This window comes from Amycolatopsis nigrescens CSC17Ta-90 (assembly GCF_000384315.1).
Taxonomy (GTDB): domain Bacteria; phylum Actinomycetota; class Actinomycetes; order Mycobacteriales; family Pseudonocardiaceae; genus Amycolatopsis; species Amycolatopsis nigrescens.
Map to the genome: position 1 here is coordinate 4,516,284 of NZ_ARVW01000001.1, position 17,792 is coordinate 4,534,075.

Consider the following 17,792-nt stretch of genomic DNA (forward strand, 5'->3'; position numbering starts at 1 on the left):
GTCCCCGAACCGGAGGAGTAACCATGTGCTGGGCCTGCGACCACCCAGGCGGCAACGCCCGCGAATACCTGGAGCAGCTGCACGACGGCATCGCGCGCAGCGGCTGGATGGTGCTCAACGTCGAGGCCAGCGGGAAACATCCGCCCTGGGCCTACACCGTCGGGCTCACCGCACTCGCGCGGCCCGAGCTGGTGGTCACCGGTATGCCGATCGGCGGCGCCTGCGAACTGCTGAACGTCGTCGCCGGGCACCTCCTGCACGCCGAGCCGCCCGTGCCGGGCGCGCAGCTCCCGTTCGAAGACCTGCCCTTCGTGGAGGTCGTCGAACTGGCGGAGCCGTCCGCGCATCTGCTGATGGCGGTCCGGCTCTACGGCCCCGAGGTGCGCGGGCTGCAGCTGGTGCACGCGGACGACCGGGGAATCCTGCCGTGGAGCAAGGACTACCGCGACGGGCTCGGCGGCCAGCCGGTGCTCGGCCCGCGCGGTCCCGTCCCGTTCACCGGACCGGACTGATCGCGCGCCGGCCGCCGGGATGGCGGGGCCGCACCGATCGGACGACCATGGGAGTCATGCCCAAGGCCGACCGTTCACCGCAGGACGCGACCGCGTCCCGCGCCCAGCACGACGAGCGGGTGGCGGTGCTGCGGCGGCGGTTCGCCGCCCTGCCGGCGGACGCGCCGGTTCGGCTGGCGAAACGCACGTCGAACCTGTTCCGTTCGCGGACCGGGACGAAAGCGCCGGGGCTGGACGTCTCGGGCTTCCGGCACGTGCTGGAGGTGGATCCGGAGACCCGCACCGCCGAGGTGGAAGGCATGGTCACCTATGAGCGGCTGGTGGACGCGACCTTGCCGTACGGGCTGATGCCCTTGGTCGTGCCGCAGCTGAAGACCATCACGCTCGGCGGTGCGGTCACCGGGCTCGGCATCGAGTCCTCCTCCTTCCGCAACGGCATGCCGCACGAGTCGGTGCTCGAGCTGGAACTGCTCACCGGGGACGGCCAGGTGCTAGTCGCGAGCCCGGACAACGAGCACCGCGACCTGTTCCGCGCGTTTCCCAACTCCTACGGCACTCTCGGTTACGCGCTGCGGCTGCGCATCCAGCTCGAACCGGTGCGGCCGTATGTGCGGCTGCACCACGTCCGCCATCACGACGCACGGGAGTACTTCGAGGATCTCGGCGAGACCTGCCGCACCCGGTCGCACCGCGCGCTGGCCGGGGCGCGGGCGGACTTCGTGGACGGCACCCTGTTCGGTCCGGGGGAGCTGTACCTGACCCTGGGCACCTTCGTCGACGAGGCGCCGCGGACCAGCGACTACACCTGGCTCGACATCTACTACCGGTCCATCACCCGGCGCCGGACCGATCACCTCACCGTGCGCGACTACCTGTGGCGCTGGGACACCGACTGGTTCTGGTGCTCCCGCGCGCTCGGGGTGCAGCACCGGTTCGCGCGGTTCCTGCTCGGCCGCCGGTTCCTCCGGTCCGAGGTCTACTGGAAGATCGTCGCACTGGAGCGGAAGTACCGGGTGGCCGCGAGGATCGGGCGGTTGCGCGGCCTGCCCCCCGAGGAGACCGTGGTGCAGGACGTCGAGGTGCCGCTGGACAGGGCGGTGGACTTCCTCGAGTTCTTCCACCGGGAGATCCCGATCAGCCCGGTCTGGGTGTGCCCGGTCGCCCAGCGCGACGGCGGTGGTGGCTGGCCGCTCTACGAGCTGGAGCCGGATGTCCTCTACGTCAACTTCGGGTTCTGGTCCGCGGTGCCGCTGGCCGACGGCGAACCGCAGGGCACCCACAATCGGATGATCGAGACCACCGTTTCGGACCTCGGTGGCCGCAAGTCGCTGTATTCCGAAAGCTTCTACGACGAAGATGTGTTCTGGCAGCTGTACAACGGAAGTGCCTACCGCGCGGTGAAGGACCGCTACGACCCGGAACACCGGCTGCTCGACCTCTACGACAAATGTGTCCGCGGACGATGACGCGGCGGGCGTGCACAGGGAGAAGCCGATGAGCGGCGCACCACTCGGGGTGGCGCAGGTCTTCGAACGGATCCTGGGGTCACGGAGCGAGCTGGCGATCAACGCCTACGACGGCAGCACCAGCGGCCCGGCGGACGCGTCCATCGGGATCGAGGTGCGATCACCGCTGGCCGTGAGCTACCTGCTCTCCTCTCCTGGCGACCTCGGCCTTGCCCGCGGCTACGTGAGCGGACAGCTGGAGATCATCGGCGATCTGCACACCGTGCTGCATGCGCTGGCCACCCAGGTCGACGAGCTGAGCACCCGCGACCGCCTCTGGTTGCTGCGCGAGCTCGGGCCGAGGTACCTGCGCCGGGTGCCGCTGCCGCCGGAGGAACTGCCCGGCCGGCTCCGGCGCGGGCTGCACGGCCTGCGGCACTCGAAGGCGAGGGACTCCCGCGCCATCGCGCGGCACTACGACGTGTCCAACCGGTTCTACGAGCTGGTGCTCGGCCCGTCGATGGCCTACACCTGCGCGGTCTTCCCCGCCGAGGACGCCACCCTGGAGCAGGCGCAGGCGCACAAGTTCGACCTGGTCTGCCGCAAGCTCGCGCTGAAACCGGGCATGCGGCTGCTCGACGTCGGTTGCGGCTGGGGCGGCATGGTGAAGCACGCCGCCGAGCACTTCGGGGTGCACGCGCTCGGTGTCACGCTGTCCGCGGAGCAGGCCCGGTGGGCGCAGCGGGACCTGGTCGCGAACGGGCTGGGCGAGCGGGCCGAGGTGCGCCATCTGGACTATCGCGATGTGCCGGAGACCGGGTTCGACGCGATCTCCTCGATCGGGCTCACCGAGCACATCGGCGCGCGCCGGCTGCCCTCCTATTTCGCCTTCCTCAGCTCGAAACTCGCCATCCACGGCAGGCTGCTCAACCACTGCGTCACCAACCCGACCACCCGCGTGCCGCACCGTTCGCGCGGTTTCATCGACCGCTACGTGTTCCCCGACGGCGAGCTCGAAGCGGTCGGCGAGATCGTTTCGGCCATGCAGGACAACGGGTTCGAGGTCCGGCACGTGGAGAACTTGCGGGAGCACTACGCCGCGACGCTGGCCGCGTGGTGCGCGAACCTGGAGGCCGGCTGGCCCGAGGCCGTCGCCGAGGCGGGTGCCGGCCGCGGCCGGGTTTGGGCGTTGTACATGGCCGCCTGCCGGCTCGCTTTCGAACGGCACGAGCTCGAACTGAACCAGGTGCTGGGCGTGCGGGCCGATGTGGACGGTGCGGCCGCGATGCCGCTGCGGCCGGACTGGGGTGTCTGAACCTCAGGCGCCGTCGAGGTCCGCTCGGCGCAACCGGAACACCTGCAGGTCGAGCCCGAAGTACTTGCTGGTCTCGCCGACCCAGTGCATTCCGTTGCGTCGCACGGTGGCCGCGGCCCTGGTGTTGCCCGGCCGGACCACCGCGAACAGTTCGTCGGCGTCGTGGCGGAAGGCCCATTCCGCGAGCGCGCGGGTGGCCTCGCTGGCGTAACCCTGCCCCCAGCTGTCCGGCCTGAGCTGCCAGCCGATCTCCAGGTCCTCGTTGCCGGGCGGCAGCGGCAGCAGGATCACCCCGCCGATGACCTGGTCGTCCTCGCGGCGCTGCACGGCCCAGCGGCCGGCGGGCGCCGCCATCCGGGCGTCCTCCGCGATCCACTGCTGCAACAGCAGTCGCATGGCGGCGAGATCGGCCACCCGGTCCAGCGCCGGGCTGAGCCAGCGCGCCACGTCGGCGTGCCCGTAGACGGTGAGCGCCGCGGGTGCGTCGTCGACGTGCCAGTCCCGGAGGATCAGTCGTTCGGTGACCAGAGGTTCCGTCATCGGCACTCCTTGGCTTGACGGAAAGCGGCTTCGGCGCAGGTTGAGTATGTTTCACGGTACGCGCCCGGCAGGCGGAGAGGACAGTCACCATGACCGAGCCAGGTCGTTCCATTGTGGAGCACGCCGGGAGGTGCTCGCGATGAGCAACCTCGATCCCAGCCCGGCCGTGACGCCCTGCCGGTCGGCGGCCGAGGGCGGCCAGGTCGCGGAGTTCTTCGACGCGAGGGCGGTGCCGCTGGGCGGTATCCGGGGAATCGAGGTCGAGCGGGTCCTGCCCCAGCGGAGGTTGCCGACCGTTGGCGCGTGGTGCTTTCTCGACCGCTTCGGCCCGCAGCGCGCCGACATGCGGGTTCTGCCGCATCCGCACACCGGCCTGCAGACGGTGACCTGGCCGCTGGCAGGGGAGATCCGGCACCGGGACAGCCTCGGCAGCGATGTGCTGCTGCGCCCCGGCCAGCTGAACCTGATGACCGGCGGGCGCGGGATCGCGCATTCCGAGTTCTCCGCCGGCGACCGGCCGCTGCTGCACGCCCTGCAGCTGTGGGTGGCGCTGCCGGCCGGGCAGGCCGGTATCGAACCGGGTTTCGAGCAGCACACCGAACTGCCCGCGTTCCAGGCCGACGGGCTGCGCGCGACGGTGTTCATGGGCGCGCTCGGGCCGGTGGTCTCACCGGCGACCACGCACACCCCGCTGGTGGGCGCCGAGGTCGAGGTCACCGCCGGTGCGGCGGCGCATCTCCCGCTGCGCCCGGACTTCGAGCACGCCGTGCTGGTCGTCGAGGGCGAGTTGGAGGTCAGCGGCAGCACCGTCACCCCGGGGCCGCTGCTCTACCTCGGCACCGGACGCGAAACGCTTTCCCTGCGCACGGCGCACGGCGCGCGTGCCGTCCTGCTCGGCGGCCTGCCGTTCCCGGACGATCTGGTGATGTGGTGGAACTTCGTCGGCCGCAGTCATGAGGAGATCGCCGCCGCCCGCGAGGACTGGGAGAGCGACGATCCCGTCCGGTTCGGACTGGTCCCCGGACACGACGGTGCCCGCATCCCGGCGCCGGAACTGCCCGGGGTGCGCCTCACTCCCCGCCGCCGCTGAGCGCCGCCGGCTCGTCGGCGGGAAGTTCGCAGAGCTTCGCGGCCACGGTCCAGAGTTCCTCCTCGCGCGTCTCGTCGTAGGACTCGGCCGAGGACACGACGAGCCTGCCGCGATCGAGGTAGCCGCCGGACTCGCCGGGCCGCGGTCCCGCCGCGGTGCGTGCGAGCAGTCGCCCCGCCGCGTCCGGTCCCGTCGCGAACGGGGTGGCCCGCACCAGGTGCAGGGCGGTGCGGGCGACGAAACGGGACACCGGATCGGCGTCGCGGACGAGCCCGGTGCCCGGCACCAGGCCAGGGTTGTAGCTGTACACGTCGGTGCCGGGCGGCAGCCGCCGCGCCAGTGCGTGCACCAGGTAGATCACCGCCAGCTTGCTGGTCGCGTAGGCCCGGCGGCCCTCTCGGGTGGAGTCCGCCGCCCGGCCGGTGCCAGGTGCGGCGAGCCGCTCGACGTCGGTCCAGCGGGGAGCGGGGATCAGCCCGAGGTTGTGCTTGAAGTCGCCGAAGTGCACGTCGCTGCCGACGATGATGATCCGCGACCGGCTCTCGAAGCGGCCGAGAAGTAGCCGCAGCAGCAGGTAGTTCGCGAGCACGTTGACCCCGAAGGTCGTTTCGAAGCCGTCCGCGGTGGTGCGGGTGGCCGAGGTCATCTGCAGGCCGGCGTTGCCGAGGAAGCCGCCGAGCGGGGGCAGTTCCGCCGCGTCGAGCCGGCGGCCGAGCTCGGCCGCGGCCGAGCGCACGTCACCGAGCGAGGCGAGATCGCAGGCGATCGTGGAGACGTTCGGATTGCCGCTTTCCGAGGTGAGTTCTGCCGCGAGTCGAGGCCCGTCCCCGCCGCGTGCGGTCAGCAGCAGGTGCTGCTCCGGGTGGTCGCGAAGTAGTTGTACGGCCGCTTTCCGGCCAAGGCCGCGACTGGCACCGGTCATCAGCAGAGTGCGGGCGGGTGCGTTCATGTCGACTCCAGGTACTTGGTCCCAACTGGTACTCAGTACCGTATAGGATCTCGTTCCAGTCGTCTACACTGAGCCGCGTGACCGAACGTCCTCCTCTTCGTGAGCGCAAGCAGCAACGAGCCAGGGAAGCGATCGTCGAAGCGGCGTTCGAGCTCTTCGCCGAGCGTGGTTTCGCCGAGGTCACCGTTGCCGACATCGCCGATCGCGCGGACGTCGGCCGGACCACCTTCTTCCGGTATTTCGGCGACAAGCAGGAGGTCGTCTTCGCCGACGAGCAGCAGATGCTCGACCAGCTGGTGGAAAGCCACCGCGCGCTGCCGGGGCGGGACGCCCCGGACCTCGCCGAAGCGCTCGCGCAGATCCGGCTGGCGGTCGCCGCGATGTGCACCGAGGCCACCAGGGACGCCCGGCGTTATCTGCTGCACGAGCGGCTGCTCGAAGAGAACCCGGAGCTGCACGACCGCGGCGGCCGGAAACTGCGGCGGTTCACCGAGGCGATCGGGGAGATCCTCCGCGCGCGCGGTGCCTCCGAGCAGACCGCCGCGCTCGCCCCCGAACTCGGCCTGGCCTGCTATCAGGCGGGTCACCGGCTCGCCGGCAGCGACCCGGAAGCGCTCGCCGTCGCCGTGGACGCGGCCTTCGAACTGCTCGAAAGCCGGTGACCTGATCTTCAGGACGCGTGTCCTGAAGATCAGGCCGGACGTCCTAAACCGGCTTCCGGAGCAGCTCGATCACGCTGGTGAAGCTGTCCCCGCCATGGCCCGCGGCGACTCCTCTGTCGATGAGCGTCTTGAGCGGACGCAGCCACCCGGTGTCGACACCGGCTTCTTCGCTCACCTCGATCTCGTGCACGATCGCCTCCTGGTACAGGCCGAGCGCGGAGACGTCCGTCGCGTACTCGCCCGCGTCCACCTCGCGCGCCATGTCGGGCAGCAGGTCGATGACCATCTGCAGCCACTTGGTGGTGAACGGGATCAGCGTCTTCGCCTCGGCCTTCGCCGTGCCGAGCAACGCGGCGCCGTGCAGGAAGCCCACCAGCGCCGGCATCAGCATGCCGCCGACGGCCATTTCGTACAGCTTCGCCAGGCTCGGGTCACCGCCGAGGTGGTGGGCGTCGCCGCCGAGTTCGGTCAGTATCGGCCGGTACGCGCCGAACGCGGCCTCGGAGCCGCTGTAGAGCAACAGGGTCTCGGGATCGCCGATGGCCTGCGGCACGTTCATGATCGCCCCGTCCAGGTAGTCCGCCCCGTGCTCGGCGGCCCAGGTGGCGGTCGCGGCGGCGTCCCGCGGCGTGCCGGTGTTGAGCGCCACCAGCGTTTTGCCTTGGACGCCGTGCCCGGCTTGGTCGAGGATCTCCCGCGCCCCGGCGTAGGTGGTCACGCAGATGACCACCAGCGGGCTCGCCGACACCGCGTCGGCGACCGTCGCCGCGCGGGTTGCGCCTTGGGACACCAGGCCGTCGGCCTTGCCGGCCGTCCGGTTCCAGACGGTGGTCGGGTGGCCGTTGCGCAGGAACGCGTTCGCCAGCGCGGCACCCATCATCCCGAGGCCGAGCACCGTGACCGGGGTGTGGCCGCCCTGGTTGTGCCTTGTCATGAAGTCTCTCCTTCGTGTTCCGGTGCTGAGCCGCTCCCCAGCAACCGCCACTGTGCCGAGGGCGAGTTCCGGTCCGGTGTGGATCGAGTGCCGGTCCGCTGCGGGTCGGTAACGTGGCGTTCGTGCGTTTCGGGGTGTTCGGGCCGGTGGCCGTCTGGACGGCGGACGGCACTCCGGTACGGGTTCCGGAGCTGAAGGTCCGCGCCCTGCTGGCCTGCCTGCTGGTGCGCGGCGGACGGCCGGTGTCGGCGGACCGCCTGATCGAGGACCTCTGGGGCGAGCGGCCACCCGCCGATCCGGCCGCGGCCTTGCGCGGCAAGGTTTCCCAGCTGCGGCGGGCGTTGGAGGACGCGGAGCCGGGCGGCCGGGAACTGGTGGTGCACCAGCCGCCGGGTTATCTGCTGCGCGTGCAGCCCGGCGCGGTGGACGTGGATCGGTTCGAGGACCTGGTCGCCCGTGCGCGCGAGAGCGCGGACCCAGGAGAGCAGGCGGAACTGCTGGCGGAGGCGCTGGCGTTGTGGCGCGGCCCGGCGCTGGCCGACTTCGAGGACGAGGAGTTCGCCCGCGCCACCGCGGCCAGGCTGGAGGAGCAGCGGCTGGCCGCGGTGGAGGACGAGGCCGAAGCGCGCCTCGCGCTCGGCCGGCACGGCGGGCTGGCCGGTGAACTGGGTGAGCTGGTAACGCGCCATCCGTTGCGGGAGCGGCTGCGCGGGTTGCAGCTACGCGCGCTGTACCGGTCGGGACGGCAGGGCGAGGCGCTGGCCGGTTACGAAGACCTCCGCGCGAGGCTGGCCGCGGAGCTCGGCGTCGAACCCGGTCCGGAGCTGCTGGCCCTGCACCGGGCGATCCTGGCGCAGGATCCAGAACTGGCCGCGCCACCCGTCGCGGTGCGGCCCCGGACCAACCTGCCCGTCGCGCTCGGCGACCTGATCGGCCGGGACGAAGCGGTCGCGGATCTGCGCGCGTCGCTCGGCACGCACCGGCTGGTCACGCTGGTCGGCCCCGGCGGGGTGGGCAAGACCCGGCTGGCGATGGCCACCGCGGCCGGGCTCACCGGCGAGTTTCCCGACGGAGTCTGGGTCGTCGACCTCACCGGACGGACCGGCGGCGACCGGGTGACCGAGGTGACGGCGGCCGCGCTCGGCGTCCGGGACGTGCTCGGCCCGAAGCCGGTGCCGCTGCCAGACCGGCTCGCGGATGCCTTGCGCGCCAACCGGACGCTGCTCGTCTTCGACAACTGCGAGCAGGCGGTGGAGCCGGTCGCCCTGCTCGCCGCGCGGCTGCTCGCGGCCGCACCGGGACTGCGGGTGCTGGCCACCAGTCAGGAGCCGCTCGGCCTTGCCGGCGAACTGCGGTGGCACGTGCCGGCACTGGAGCTGCCCGGCCGGGAAGCGGCGCCCGAGGATCTGCGGCGGTTCAGCGCGGTGCGGTTCTTCACCGCGCGGGCGGCCGCGGCCGCGCCGGGTTTCGCGCTAGACGAAGACAATGCCGAGGCCGTGGCCGCGATCTGCCGCCGGCTGGACGGGCTGCCGCTGGCGCTGGAGCTGGCCGCGAACCGGGTGCGGGCGGTGGGGGTGCACCGGTTGGCGGCCGGGCTGGACGACCGGTTCCGGCTGCTCGCCGCCGGGCACCGGGACGCGCCGGCGAGGCAGCGGACGCTCCGGGCGACGATCGACTGGAGCTGGCAGCTGCTCACCGAGGCCGAACGGGTCGTGCTGCGGCGGCTGGCCGTGGTCGCGGAAAGCTGCACACTGGCCGCCGCCGAAGAGATCTGCGCCGGTGCCGGGGTACGGCCGGGGGACGTGCTCGAACTGCTGGCCAGGCTGGTGGACCGGTCGCTGGTCGTCCCGGTCGAAGGCGAGGACGGGCCGCGGTACCGGCTGCTCGAGTCGGTGGCCGCGTACTGCGCCGAACGGCTCGAGCAGGCCGGTGAGCTCGACCGGGTGCGACAGCGGCATCACCGGTACTACACCGAACTCGCCGAGCGGGCCGAGTCGCGGCTGCGCGGCCCGGAACAGGGACGGTGGCTGAAGCGGCTGGACGCCGATTCCGCGAACCTGCGTGCCGCGCTCGATGGCGCCGAACCCGCGCTCGCCCTGCGGCTGGTCGCCGCGCTGGCCTGGTACTGGCTCCTGCGCGGCCGGCTCACCGAGGCCCGCCGGTCGCTGGTCACGGCGCTGTCCGCGGAGAACGGCGGCGGGGAGACTTCGGCCACCTGTGCCTCGGCCGTGTCCTGGCTGGCCGGTATCGCGATGCTCACCGTCACCGGCACGGATCTGCTGGAGCGCGGCAGGGAAGCGCTGGCCGGCTACGAGCAGGTCGACGATCCGCGCGGGCTGGCGATGGCGGAGTGGTTCCTCGGTTACGCGCAGTGGGGCATGGGCGATCCCGCGGTCAGCCGCCGGCTGGTGGACAGCGCGCTCGCCGGGTTCCGCGCGGTGGCGGACCGGTGGGGGATCGCGGCCGCGCTGGCCGTGCGATCCACCCAGGCGATGTCGACGGGTGACCTGGCCGCCGCGAAACGGGACGGGGAGCAGAGCGCCGCGATCTTCGAGGACCTCGGCGACGGCTGGGGCCGGTTGCAGGGCAAGCAGAACCTCGGCACGCTCGCCGAGATCACCGGCGACTACCGGCTGGCTGGCCGGTTGCACCGGGAGGGGCTGCGCATCGCCGAGGAACTCGGGCTCTGGCACGAGGTCGCCCATCAGCTGGCCAGGCTCGGCCGGACGGCGCTGCTGGACGGCGACCCTGCGCTGGCCGAGCGGTTGCATGAACGCTCCCGGCGGCTCGCGGTCGAGCAGTCGGACCTGGCCGCGCGACACTTCGCCGAGCTCGGGCTCGCCCTCGGTGCCCGCCGCCAAGGCAAGCTCGACCTGGCCGAGTCGTACCTGCGGAGCTGGCTGGACTGGTGCCGCGAGCTGGATGGCGATCCCGGCGCCGCGCTGATCCTGGCCGAACTCGGCTTCGTCGCCGAACTCCGCGGCGAGCCGGAGGCCGCGCTTTCCCTGCACGAAGAAGGTTTGGCCGCCGCACGCGCCACCGGCGACCCCCGTGCCGTCGCCCTCGCCCACGAGGGCATGGCCGGTGCGCACGCGCTGGCCGGCCGGTTCGCCGACGCCGCGCGGCTGCTGGGCGCCGCCGCCGCAACCCGTGCGGCCGTGCACGCGCCCCTGCCCCCGGCCGAACGCGGCGATGTCGACCGGATCACCGCGGTGGTCGTGGCCGCCATCGGCGAAACCGCCTTCACCGCCGCGTTCGAAGCATAATTGCGACTCCCGCGAATCCCGTGCTAATCTGCCGATGAGCCCCCTATGGGCCTATGCGTGGAGGTAGCGGCTTTTCTTTTGCCACCCGGAGATCGGCATGATCTCCCGCGTAGGGCATCCCTCTTCAGGGGGTTTTCTCATGCCGGTTCATGGGTGTCCGCGCTCCGATCGTCGATTCGACCAGGAGAGGACTACATGATCGATAATTATGGTTTCACCGAGTTTCAACGGCAGGTAATTGCGGAGTTCCGCGCCAACGGCGGCAAAGTCGGCGGCATGTTCGAGGGCTGGGCGCTGGTCCTGCTGACCACCGTCGGCGCCAGGAGCGGCCTGCGCCGCACGAACCCGCTGGGCTATCTGGAAATCGACGGGCAGCCGCTGGTCGTCGCGTCCGCGATGGGTGCGCCGGCCAGTCCGGCCTGGTACCACAACATTCGGAAGAACCCGATGGTCACCGTCGAAACCGGTACCGAGACCTATCCGGCGATCGCGGCCATTCCGGCCGGGGAAGAACGCGATGCGCTATTCGCGGAAGTGGTGCGGCGAGACCCTGGATTCGGCGAGTACCAGGCCAAGACCACCCGGACCATTCCGGTCGTGACCCTGCACCGGGTGGAACCGGGCGCCGACCGGGTCAGGGGCCTCGGCGATTTCCTGGTGGAAAGCCACGACTGGTTGCGGCAGGAGCTGACCGACCTCCGCCGCCAGCTGAACGCGGATCCCGCGGCGATCGAGCGGACGCCGCCCGGCCTGGCGCAGGAGCTGCGCACGCACTGCCTGACCTTCTGCGAGGCGCTGAAGGAGCACCACACCGGGGAGGAACTGGGTGCTTTCCCGATGCTGGCGCAGCGGTTCCCCGCGCTCGCTCCGGCACTGGCGAAGCTTTCCGAAGAACACGCCGTGGTGGCGCGGCTGCAGGCGGAGATCCAGCGGCTGGTCGACGGCTACCGGCCCGGTGAGAGCGACCCCGCTGCACTCCGCGCCGAACTCGACCGCCTGGCGGCCGAGCTGGAAGCCCATTTCGCTTGGGAGGAAAGGACCGTCGTCACCGCACTCAACGCGATGGGCCCGGCACCCGAGTTCTAGCCGTGGACCGTCCGCCTCGGCTCGTACCAGGTGTCGCCGACGGGTTCGCCCGCCATGTTCCAGCTCCACGAGATGGTCGGGGTGATGCGCAGGTACAGGCCGGGGCCGGCGATCCCGCTCCGCTCCACGGGCCCGTCGGCCTCGCCGTACACCCGCACGCACCGCGCGATGAACGGCTCGAACGACACCAGGTCGTCCACCACCAGCGCGACCTTCCCGTGCCCGGCGAGCACGTTGCGGAACTTGCGGGTGCCGGCCACCGACGGCCCGCTCCCGCCTACCCAGAAGCACGTCCCGTCGAACTCGAACGCGAGCGGCACCACGTCAGGCTGCTCGCCCCCGCCCACGGTCGCCACCCTGGCGATCGGCTGTGCTCGCAGGTACGCGATCTCTTCGTCGGTGAACGACATGGCGGCATCTCCTTCGCTGGGACAAGGCTTTCACCAGCTATACGAACACGCCACGCGCGGATCGACAGCTGCGAAAAGCGCTTTGATCGCGGTTTTCCGCGCGGACCTGCCGACGCTAATTCCCAATATGATGCCGCTCGCTGTCATTGGTACGGGATGGGTACGCCCGCGGAGCGCAGTTTGGCCTCGACGAGCGCGTTGAGCCGTGCCCAGCTCGTCGGTGCCTGGCCTTCGCGGTGGTGGTTGATCAGCCCGTATCGGCTGGCGTCGTCGGATCGGGGCTGGTAACCCGCCGGCATCGCCAGCAGCTCGCGGTTGGCCAGCAGGTTGTCGGCCAGCGCGGAAGCCAGCTCGTCGATCCGGGGGTCGTCCGGGTCCCAGGACTGCGCGTCCCAGCCGCGCTTGGTGAGGTCGATGAACTCGGGGTCGTCGAGCCGGTGTTCGAGTTGGGTCAGGAAGAGGTCGAAGAACTCCGGCGCCAGTGCCCTGGCCAGCACCATGGCTTCCCGTTGGCCGGCCGTGTAGTCGGGATCGAAGCCGAGCTCGGTGAGCCGGTCCAGGATCGCGAGAGCGCGGCCGGGCAGCAGGAGCCGGTCGCCGTCGGCGAGCTGCCGCAGGGTGTCGCGGCGGGCGATCAGGTCGGCGATCCGCTCGGTGAGGCGCCGTTCGACATCGGTGAGTGCGGCGGCGAACTGCTCGGTGTCGGCGTCGAGCAGCGGTCCGACTTCGGCCAGCGGTACGCCGGCGGCGGCCAGGGTGCGCACCTGGACCAGCCGCAGCAGGTCGGCCGATCCGTACCGCCGGTAGCCGGAGCTGTCGCGGCGCGGTTCGGCGAGCAGCCCGTGCTGGTGGTAGTGCCGCACGGTCTTCACCGTGACCCCGGCGAACGCCGCCGCCTGGCCGATCGTGACGCCGTTGGTCGAGGGAACCATGCGACGAGTGTGCGGCCTGACCCGAGGTCAAGGTCAACCCGCCTGCCCACCGCAGAACACCTCCCTGAGGAGCTTGTTCAACGCCTTCGGGTACTCCTTTTCCAGGTCGGTTTCGCCGTGCCCGCCGGTTATCGAGGCGGTCAGGGTCTTGCTGCCGTCGGGCGTGCTGTACATCAACGCCCCGTAGCCGATGGTGCTGCCGTTGTGCCGCAGGACGGGGACGCCGCAGCCCGCGTCCTCCACGAACAGTCCGAGGCCGTAGCCGACCTTCGGGTTCGGCCTGCGCATCTCGGCCAGCAGCGGACCCGGCAGCAGCCTCCCGCCCATCAGCGCGGAGAAGAACGTGTGGAGATCCTGGGTGGTCGAGATCAGGTCGCCGGCGCCGAACAGCAGGGAGGGATTCTGGCGGGTGACGTCGACCGTCGTCGGTTGGCCGCCGTCCTGGTAGCGGTAGTAGCCGTGGGCGTGCGGTCCGGGGATTCCCGGCCACGCACCCGGCACCACAGTGCCCCGCAGGCCAAGTGGCCGCAGGAGCCGCCGCTGCATCTCGGCGGCGTAGGAGCGGCCGGTGATCTTCTCGATCAGCAGTGCGGCCAGCGTGTAGTTGGTGTTGGAGTAGTTCCAGTCCGTCCCCGGGGCGAACAGCGGCGGCTTGGCCAACGCGAACCGGACCAGCTCGTCGGGCTGGTAGGTGTGGAACCGGTTGTCCACCCATTCCTTGCCCGTCGAGGGGAGCCCCGGCACGACCGTCCCGTCGGGCAGCACCGTGCCGGTGTGGTCGAACAACCCGCTGGTCTGCTGCAGCAGCATCCGCACCGTGATCCGCCGGTCCAAACCGAACTGCGGCAGGTAGTCATTCACCGGGTTGTCCAGCCCGACCTTGCCCTCGGCCACCAGTTGCAGCACCACGGTCGCGACGAAGGTCTTGGTGTTGCTGCCGATCCGGAACCGCCCGTTCGTCGGCGGTTTCGCGGCCTCGCCCAGCTTGCGCACCCCGGCGCTGCCCACCCACTCGCCCCGCTGATCGTGCACGCGCAACTGCATGCCGGCGAAACCGATGTCGACGAATTCCTGGATGGCCTCCTGCAGCGCCGGGCGGTCCTGCTGGGCGGTGGCTACTCCGGGTGCGGCCGTCCCGGCCAGCAGCGTGACCGCCAGCGCCGTGACCGTCGCCCGGCGGAAGATCCGCGTAGCGAGCCGAGCCGTGGAAGTGATGTTGTTCGTCATGCGGCCAGGCTCCAGCCTGACCCAGGGGCGGGGTCAACCCTTCGGCAGACTGGTGTCATGACTGATGGCGCCGCCCGCGCGGAGCAGTATTCTCACGACCCTGACTGGGAATGGTTGCTGCGTCAGCCGACCCCGTTCGACGAGTTTTTCGGCAGTCTCACGTTCGCCAGGAACATCGGCATCGACGAGATGTTCCAGGCTTTTGAGATCGAACCCGCCACCATCCGCGTTCTCACCGCGGAGCAGGCGCTCAAGGATGGTGGCCTGCGCGACGCCGGGTTCGAGGATCCGCCGTTCTGGATTCGGGTGGCCACCGTCGGGGAGTGGACGGTGGCGATCGAGTTCGGCCAGTGCAAAGGAAACCTGGAAGGTGTCGCGTCGGCTCTGGCCGGCCGGACCGAAGTCGTGAACGTCGACTACAACACCTTCGCTTGGTCGAGCCTGTCCTACCTGACCGGGGACGGAATGGCACTGGGACTCACTATCGGTGCGCCCTACGATTCCGCGAGCGGGCCCGCGTTGCCGCGGTTCGAACAGCACCTGCGCTCCGCCGGCTTGCTGGGCGGGTATGTCGACCGCCCGCCGCTGCGCCATATCGTCGCCACCATGTCGGTGCTGTCCCGGCTCGTCGGCATCACGCTGCCCGGCGAAGTGTGCAACGGACCGCTGCCCACCGGATATCGCATGCACCCGATCACCCGCGATCCGTAACCGCCCGTTCGTCCCGAAACACGCACAGCTGCTACCGGGGCGGTGCTGCGGGCCGTCGGGCGAACAGGATCGCGCCCGGCTTCGGTTCGTCCGGATTCAGCAGGTGCTGCGCCTCCACGGCGAAGCCCGCCTCGCGGAGCCAGTCGGCCACGCGGGACGGTTGGCGGCGGTACCCATACGTCCGCACGGGCTGGTCGCCGTGCTCATCGTCACCGACGTGGAATCCCACGGCCAGCACCCCGCCCGGCCGCAGCACCCGGTGGAACTGTTCGAGCACGCCCGGCACCGCCTCGTCCGGGATGTGGATCAGCGACCACCACGCGAGCACGCCGGCGAGGGAGTCGTCGGCGAGCTCCAGGGCGGTCATCGAACCGACCTCGAACCGCGCACCGGGGTGCTCGCGACGGGCGATCTCGATCATCGCGGGTGACAGGTCGATGCCGAACGCGTCCGCGCCCAGCTCCCGCAGCAGGGCGGTGGTGTGCCCCGGCCCGCAGCCCACGTCGGCCACGGGCCCGCCGCCGATCGCGCGGACCAGATCGGCGAACAGCACGACCCCCGCGCGAACGTGGAGCAGCCGGTCGAGCAGGTCACGGGTCTCGTCGGCGTAGCTGGCCGCGTCGGTGTCGTACGAGTTCCGGGTCTCGGTCAACCAGGTCATCGGAGAACCGTAGCCCTTCACGTCTGTCGCGTTGGAATTCGGCGTTTCCGTAGTGCTGCTCCCACAACGATGAAGCCGATGAGGAACGGATACACGATGCCGCGTTCGACCAGGCCGATGAGGACACCAGCGCCCGATGCGAGGACGGCCAGATAGGCCACGATCGAAATCAAGCCGAGTATTCCGGCCGCCACCAGTACTTTGCCCAGCCTGCGGGTGAATCCGAGTAGCTGATGCATTCTGCCGACCAGAATGGCGAGCACGTTGCCGCCGATGAACCCCAGGAAAGCGCCCAGCCCGTGGAAATCGGTCGCACCGTTGTCCGTCGCTTCACCAGACCCTGGGAAGAATGCCAGTACGACGCCGCCGACCGCCAGCAGCGCCGCCATGGCGACCGCTGGCCAGCGACGTCTGCCGGGCAGTCCCCTCAGAATCTTGCGGGACACCCGCACCCGATCGATGGGGGCATGCGCAAAAAGCCTCGCATGCCCCCATCTCAGCATGATGACGCCGGCCAGTGCGGCGAGGCCGAACAGGAAGAAGCCGGTGTTCATCACCCACGCGAGCGGTGAGTACATGAATTGCCCGAACGCGGTTGCAGGGCCGTGTACCCCGAGGTTGCTGATGAAGTGGTGGGTGTAGCTGTAGGGCGGATCCGTCCACGCTGCCGCGGCGATGAACTCGGCGGTGAAGTAGCTGCCTCCGCTGGCTATGAGCGCCGCCCCCGCCCTGCGGCGCTGCGGGTCCGAGGGTCGTTGAAGCGGCTGGCTGACTGTCGATTCGGGCTTGATGTCGTTCACGGCTCAGCCGAACAGCGACAGGTCGATGGAGCCGGCCAGGGCCTGGTAGCCCGAATCGTTGCCGTGCAAGTGGTCGCCGGCGTGGAAGTCGTCCTTGATCCGGCTGGGCTGGTCCGGGTCGCGCCAGACGGCGTCGAAGTCCAGCACGGCGTCGAAGGCGCCACTGGTGCGGATCCATTCGTTGACCGCCTGGCGCGCGCTCTCGCCCTCCGGTGTGTAGATCTCCGCGCCCTCGTAGGGCGCCATCGTGGTGGCGTAGACCCGCACGCCGCGTTCGTGCGCCCTGGCGACCAGTTGGCGGTAGCCGGCGATGACGTCGTCCGCCGTCACGGGGTCGCCGGGGAACATCTTCAGGAAGTCGGCAAGGGAGCCGTCGTCGCGCGGGGCGAAGGAGATGCCGATGTCGTTGGCGCCCACGGAGAGCACCACGTAGCCGAGGCCGGGGGTGGCCAGCACGTCGCGGTCGAAGCGGGCCAGTGCGGCGGTACCGATGCCGTCGTTGAGCATCCGGTTGCCGCTGATGCCCTGGTTGGAGACGTAGCCGGCGGCAACGCCCTGTGCGGCGAGACGCTCGGCCAGCAGCTCCGGCCAGCTGTGGTTGGTGTCCGGGGTGGAGCCGGCGCCGTCGGCGCGGGAGTCGCCGAGCACGACGATGGCATTGGCCGGAGCGTCTGGGAGCAGCTCGACGGCGGAGATCAGGGCCCGCACCGGCAGAACCTCGGCGTTCTCCGGCAGGGCGGGGACGGCAACGGCGTCGCCAGTGATCGTCCAGCCGGTCTCCATGGCGGGGTCGTGGCAGGTGCAGGATTCCACGCGCCCCGGCAGGTAGAGGCTGATGGACAGCTTGGCGAGGGCGGGCAGGGGCAGGTCGACCGGATCGCTGAGGATCGGCGCGCCCGCCGGGACGGTGACGGCCGACGCGCCGGAGAAGGTCAGCACGCGCTCGCTGCCCGGCACCACCGCGCCACCGGGCGCCGCGAGGCCAACCCGCGCCGCGCCGATGGTGCAGGGCGCGGTCCCGAACTCGTTGGTGAAGCGGATGCGCACCCGGCGCCCGCCGCCGCTGATGCGCACCACCTGGCGCAGGGTCACGTCGGCCAGCGGCGGGTGGTCATCGAGCGAGCCGAGCCCGTCGTGCGCCGTCTGGGGCGAGGCGCCCCAGCTCCGGACCCAGCTGTCGGCGTTGTTCGTCCCGGTCATCTGTTGCCTCCGTTGTTCGTGATGGTGGTGCGACATCCGAAGACTGAGGCCG

General features: G+C 70.7%; 17 protein-coding genes. 8 read left to right on the forward strand and 9 right to left on the reverse strand.

Annotated features, from left to right (window positions below; all coding sequences use genetic code 11):
• Positions 1-23 precede the first annotated feature (23 nt).
• From AMYNI_RS0121450 to AMYNI_RS0121460, 3 genes are read left to right on the forward strand one after another with little or no spacing between them, the layout of a single operon-like run.
• Positions 24-512 carry a DUF4262 domain-containing protein gene (locus AMYNI_RS0121450; RefSeq protein ID WP_020670110.1) on the forward strand — a complete coding sequence of 163 codons (489 nt, stop codon included), beginning with the start codon at positions 24-26 and terminating at the stop codon, positions 510-512.
• 56 nt (positions 513-568) lie between these two features.
• Positions 569-1,978 carry an FAD-binding oxidoreductase gene (locus tag AMYNI_RS0121455; protein ID WP_020670111.1) on the forward strand — a complete coding sequence of 470 codons (1,410 nt, stop codon included), beginning with the start codon at positions 569-571 and terminating at the stop codon, positions 1,976-1,978.
• Positions 1,979-2,006: 28 nt separating this feature from the next.
• Positions 2,007-3,272, forward strand: coding sequence for a class I SAM-dependent methyltransferase (locus AMYNI_RS0121460; RefSeq protein ID WP_026360738.1), 1,266 nt, complete (start codon positions 2,007-2,009; stop codon positions 3,270-3,272).
• Between the two features lie 3 nt (positions 3,273-3,275).
• On the opposite strand, the gene AMYNI_RS0121465 is transcribed toward AMYNI_RS0121460, so the two are convergent.
• Entirely contained in the window at positions 3,276-3,812 is a 537-nt protein-coding gene (locus AMYNI_RS0121465) for a GNAT family N-acetyltransferase (RefSeq protein ID WP_020670113.1), read from the reverse strand.
• A 139-nt stretch (positions 3,813-3,951) separates the two neighbouring features.
• On the opposite strand from AMYNI_RS0121465, the gene AMYNI_RS0121470 reads away from it, so the two are divergent.
• Positions 3,952-4,902, forward strand: coding sequence for a pirin family protein (locus AMYNI_RS0121470; RefSeq protein WP_026360739.1), 951 nt, complete (start codon positions 3,952-3,954; stop codon positions 4,900-4,902).
• Here the strand turns inward: AMYNI_RS0121470 and AMYNI_RS0121475 are convergent.
• Positions 4,883-5,851 (reverse strand): SDR family NAD(P)-dependent oxidoreductase, encoded by a 969-nt coding sequence (locus AMYNI_RS0121475; RefSeq protein ID WP_020670115.1) that lies wholly within the window; start codon positions 5,849-5,851, stop codon positions 4,883-4,885. The two genes, AMYNI_RS0121470 and AMYNI_RS0121475, sit on opposite strands and share 20 nt — an antisense overlap.
• Positions 5,852-5,928: 77 nt before the next feature.
• Here AMYNI_RS0121475 and AMYNI_RS0121480 point away from each other — a divergent pair, with 77 nt between their 5' ends.
• Positions 5,929-6,513, forward strand: a complete 585-nt coding sequence (locus AMYNI_RS0121480) for a TetR/AcrR family transcriptional regulator (RefSeq protein ID WP_020670116.1) — start codon at positions 5,929-5,931, stop codon at positions 6,511-6,513.
• Between the two features lie 43 nt (positions 6,514-6,556).
• Here the strand turns inward: AMYNI_RS0121480 and AMYNI_RS0121485 are convergent, their stop codons facing one another.
• Positions 6,557-7,447 carry an NAD(P)-dependent oxidoreductase gene (locus AMYNI_RS0121485; protein WP_020670117.1) on the reverse strand — a complete coding sequence of 297 codons (891 nt, stop codon included), beginning with the start codon at positions 7,445-7,447 and terminating at the stop codon, positions 6,557-6,559.
• Positions 7,448-7,569: 122 nt separating this feature from the next.
• Here AMYNI_RS0121485 and AMYNI_RS0121490 point away from each other — a divergent pair, with 122 nt between their 5' ends.
• Positions 7,570-10,713 carry an AfsR/SARP family transcriptional regulator gene (locus AMYNI_RS0121490; protein WP_026360740.1) on the forward strand — a complete coding sequence of 1,048 codons (3,144 nt, stop codon included), beginning with the start codon at positions 7,570-7,572 and terminating at the stop codon, positions 10,711-10,713.
• Between the two features lie 195 nt (positions 10,714-10,908).
• Positions 10,909-11,799, forward strand: a complete 891-nt coding sequence (locus tag AMYNI_RS0121495) for a nitroreductase/quinone reductase family protein (RefSeq protein WP_020670119.1) — start codon at positions 10,909-10,911, stop codon at positions 11,797-11,799.
• On the opposite strand, the gene AMYNI_RS0121500 is transcribed toward AMYNI_RS0121495, so the two are convergent.
• The 3 genes from AMYNI_RS0121500 to AMYNI_RS0121510 all read right to left on the reverse strand — a co-directional run bounded on the left by AMYNI_RS0121500 (position 11,796) and on the right by AMYNI_RS0121510 (position 14,368).
• Positions 11,796-12,209: a PPOX class F420-dependent oxidoreductase gene (locus tag AMYNI_RS0121500; protein WP_020670120.1), complete on the reverse strand. Its 414-nt coding sequence runs from the start codon at positions 12,207-12,209 to the stop codon at positions 11,796-11,798. The genes AMYNI_RS0121495 and AMYNI_RS0121500 overlap by 4 nt on opposite strands.
• Before the next feature lie 143 nt (positions 12,210-12,352).
• A complete protein-coding gene (locus tag AMYNI_RS0121505; RefSeq protein WP_020670121.1) occupies positions 12,353-13,141 on the reverse strand; it encodes a MerR family transcriptional regulator in 789 nt (262 codons plus the stop codon).
• Between the two features lie 33 nt (positions 13,142-13,174).
• A complete protein-coding gene (locus AMYNI_RS0121510; protein WP_020670122.1) occupies positions 13,175-14,368 on the reverse strand; it encodes a serine hydrolase domain-containing protein in 1,194 nt (397 codons plus the stop codon).
• Positions 14,369-14,425: 57 nt separating this feature from the next.
• Here AMYNI_RS0121510 and AMYNI_RS0121515 point away from each other — a divergent pair, with 57 nt between their 5' ends.
• Positions 14,426-15,079, forward strand: a complete 654-nt coding sequence (locus AMYNI_RS0121515) for a hypothetical protein (protein WP_157357436.1) — start codon at positions 14,426-14,428, stop codon at positions 15,077-15,079.
• Between the two features lie 31 nt (positions 15,080-15,110).
• Here the strand turns inward: AMYNI_RS0121515 and AMYNI_RS0121520 are convergent, their stop codons facing one another.
• The 3 genes from AMYNI_RS0121520 to AMYNI_RS0121530 are packed head-to-tail and all read right to left on the reverse strand — an operon-like array spanning position 15,111 to position 17,740.
• Entirely contained in the window at positions 15,111-15,740 is a 630-nt protein-coding gene (locus AMYNI_RS0121520; protein WP_026360741.1) for a class I SAM-dependent DNA methyltransferase, read from the reverse strand.
• A 17-nt stretch (positions 15,741-15,757) separates the two neighbouring features.
• Entirely contained in the window at positions 15,758-16,540 is a 783-nt protein-coding gene (locus AMYNI_RS0121525) for a DUF998 domain-containing protein (RefSeq protein ID WP_020670125.1), read from the reverse strand.
• Between the two features lie 3 nt (positions 16,541-16,543).
• Positions 16,544-17,740: an SGNH/GDSL hydrolase family protein gene (locus AMYNI_RS0121530; protein WP_020670126.1), complete on the reverse strand. Its 1,197-nt coding sequence runs from the start codon at positions 17,738-17,740 to the stop codon at positions 16,544-16,546.
• Positions 17,741-17,792 lie beyond the last annotated feature (52 nt).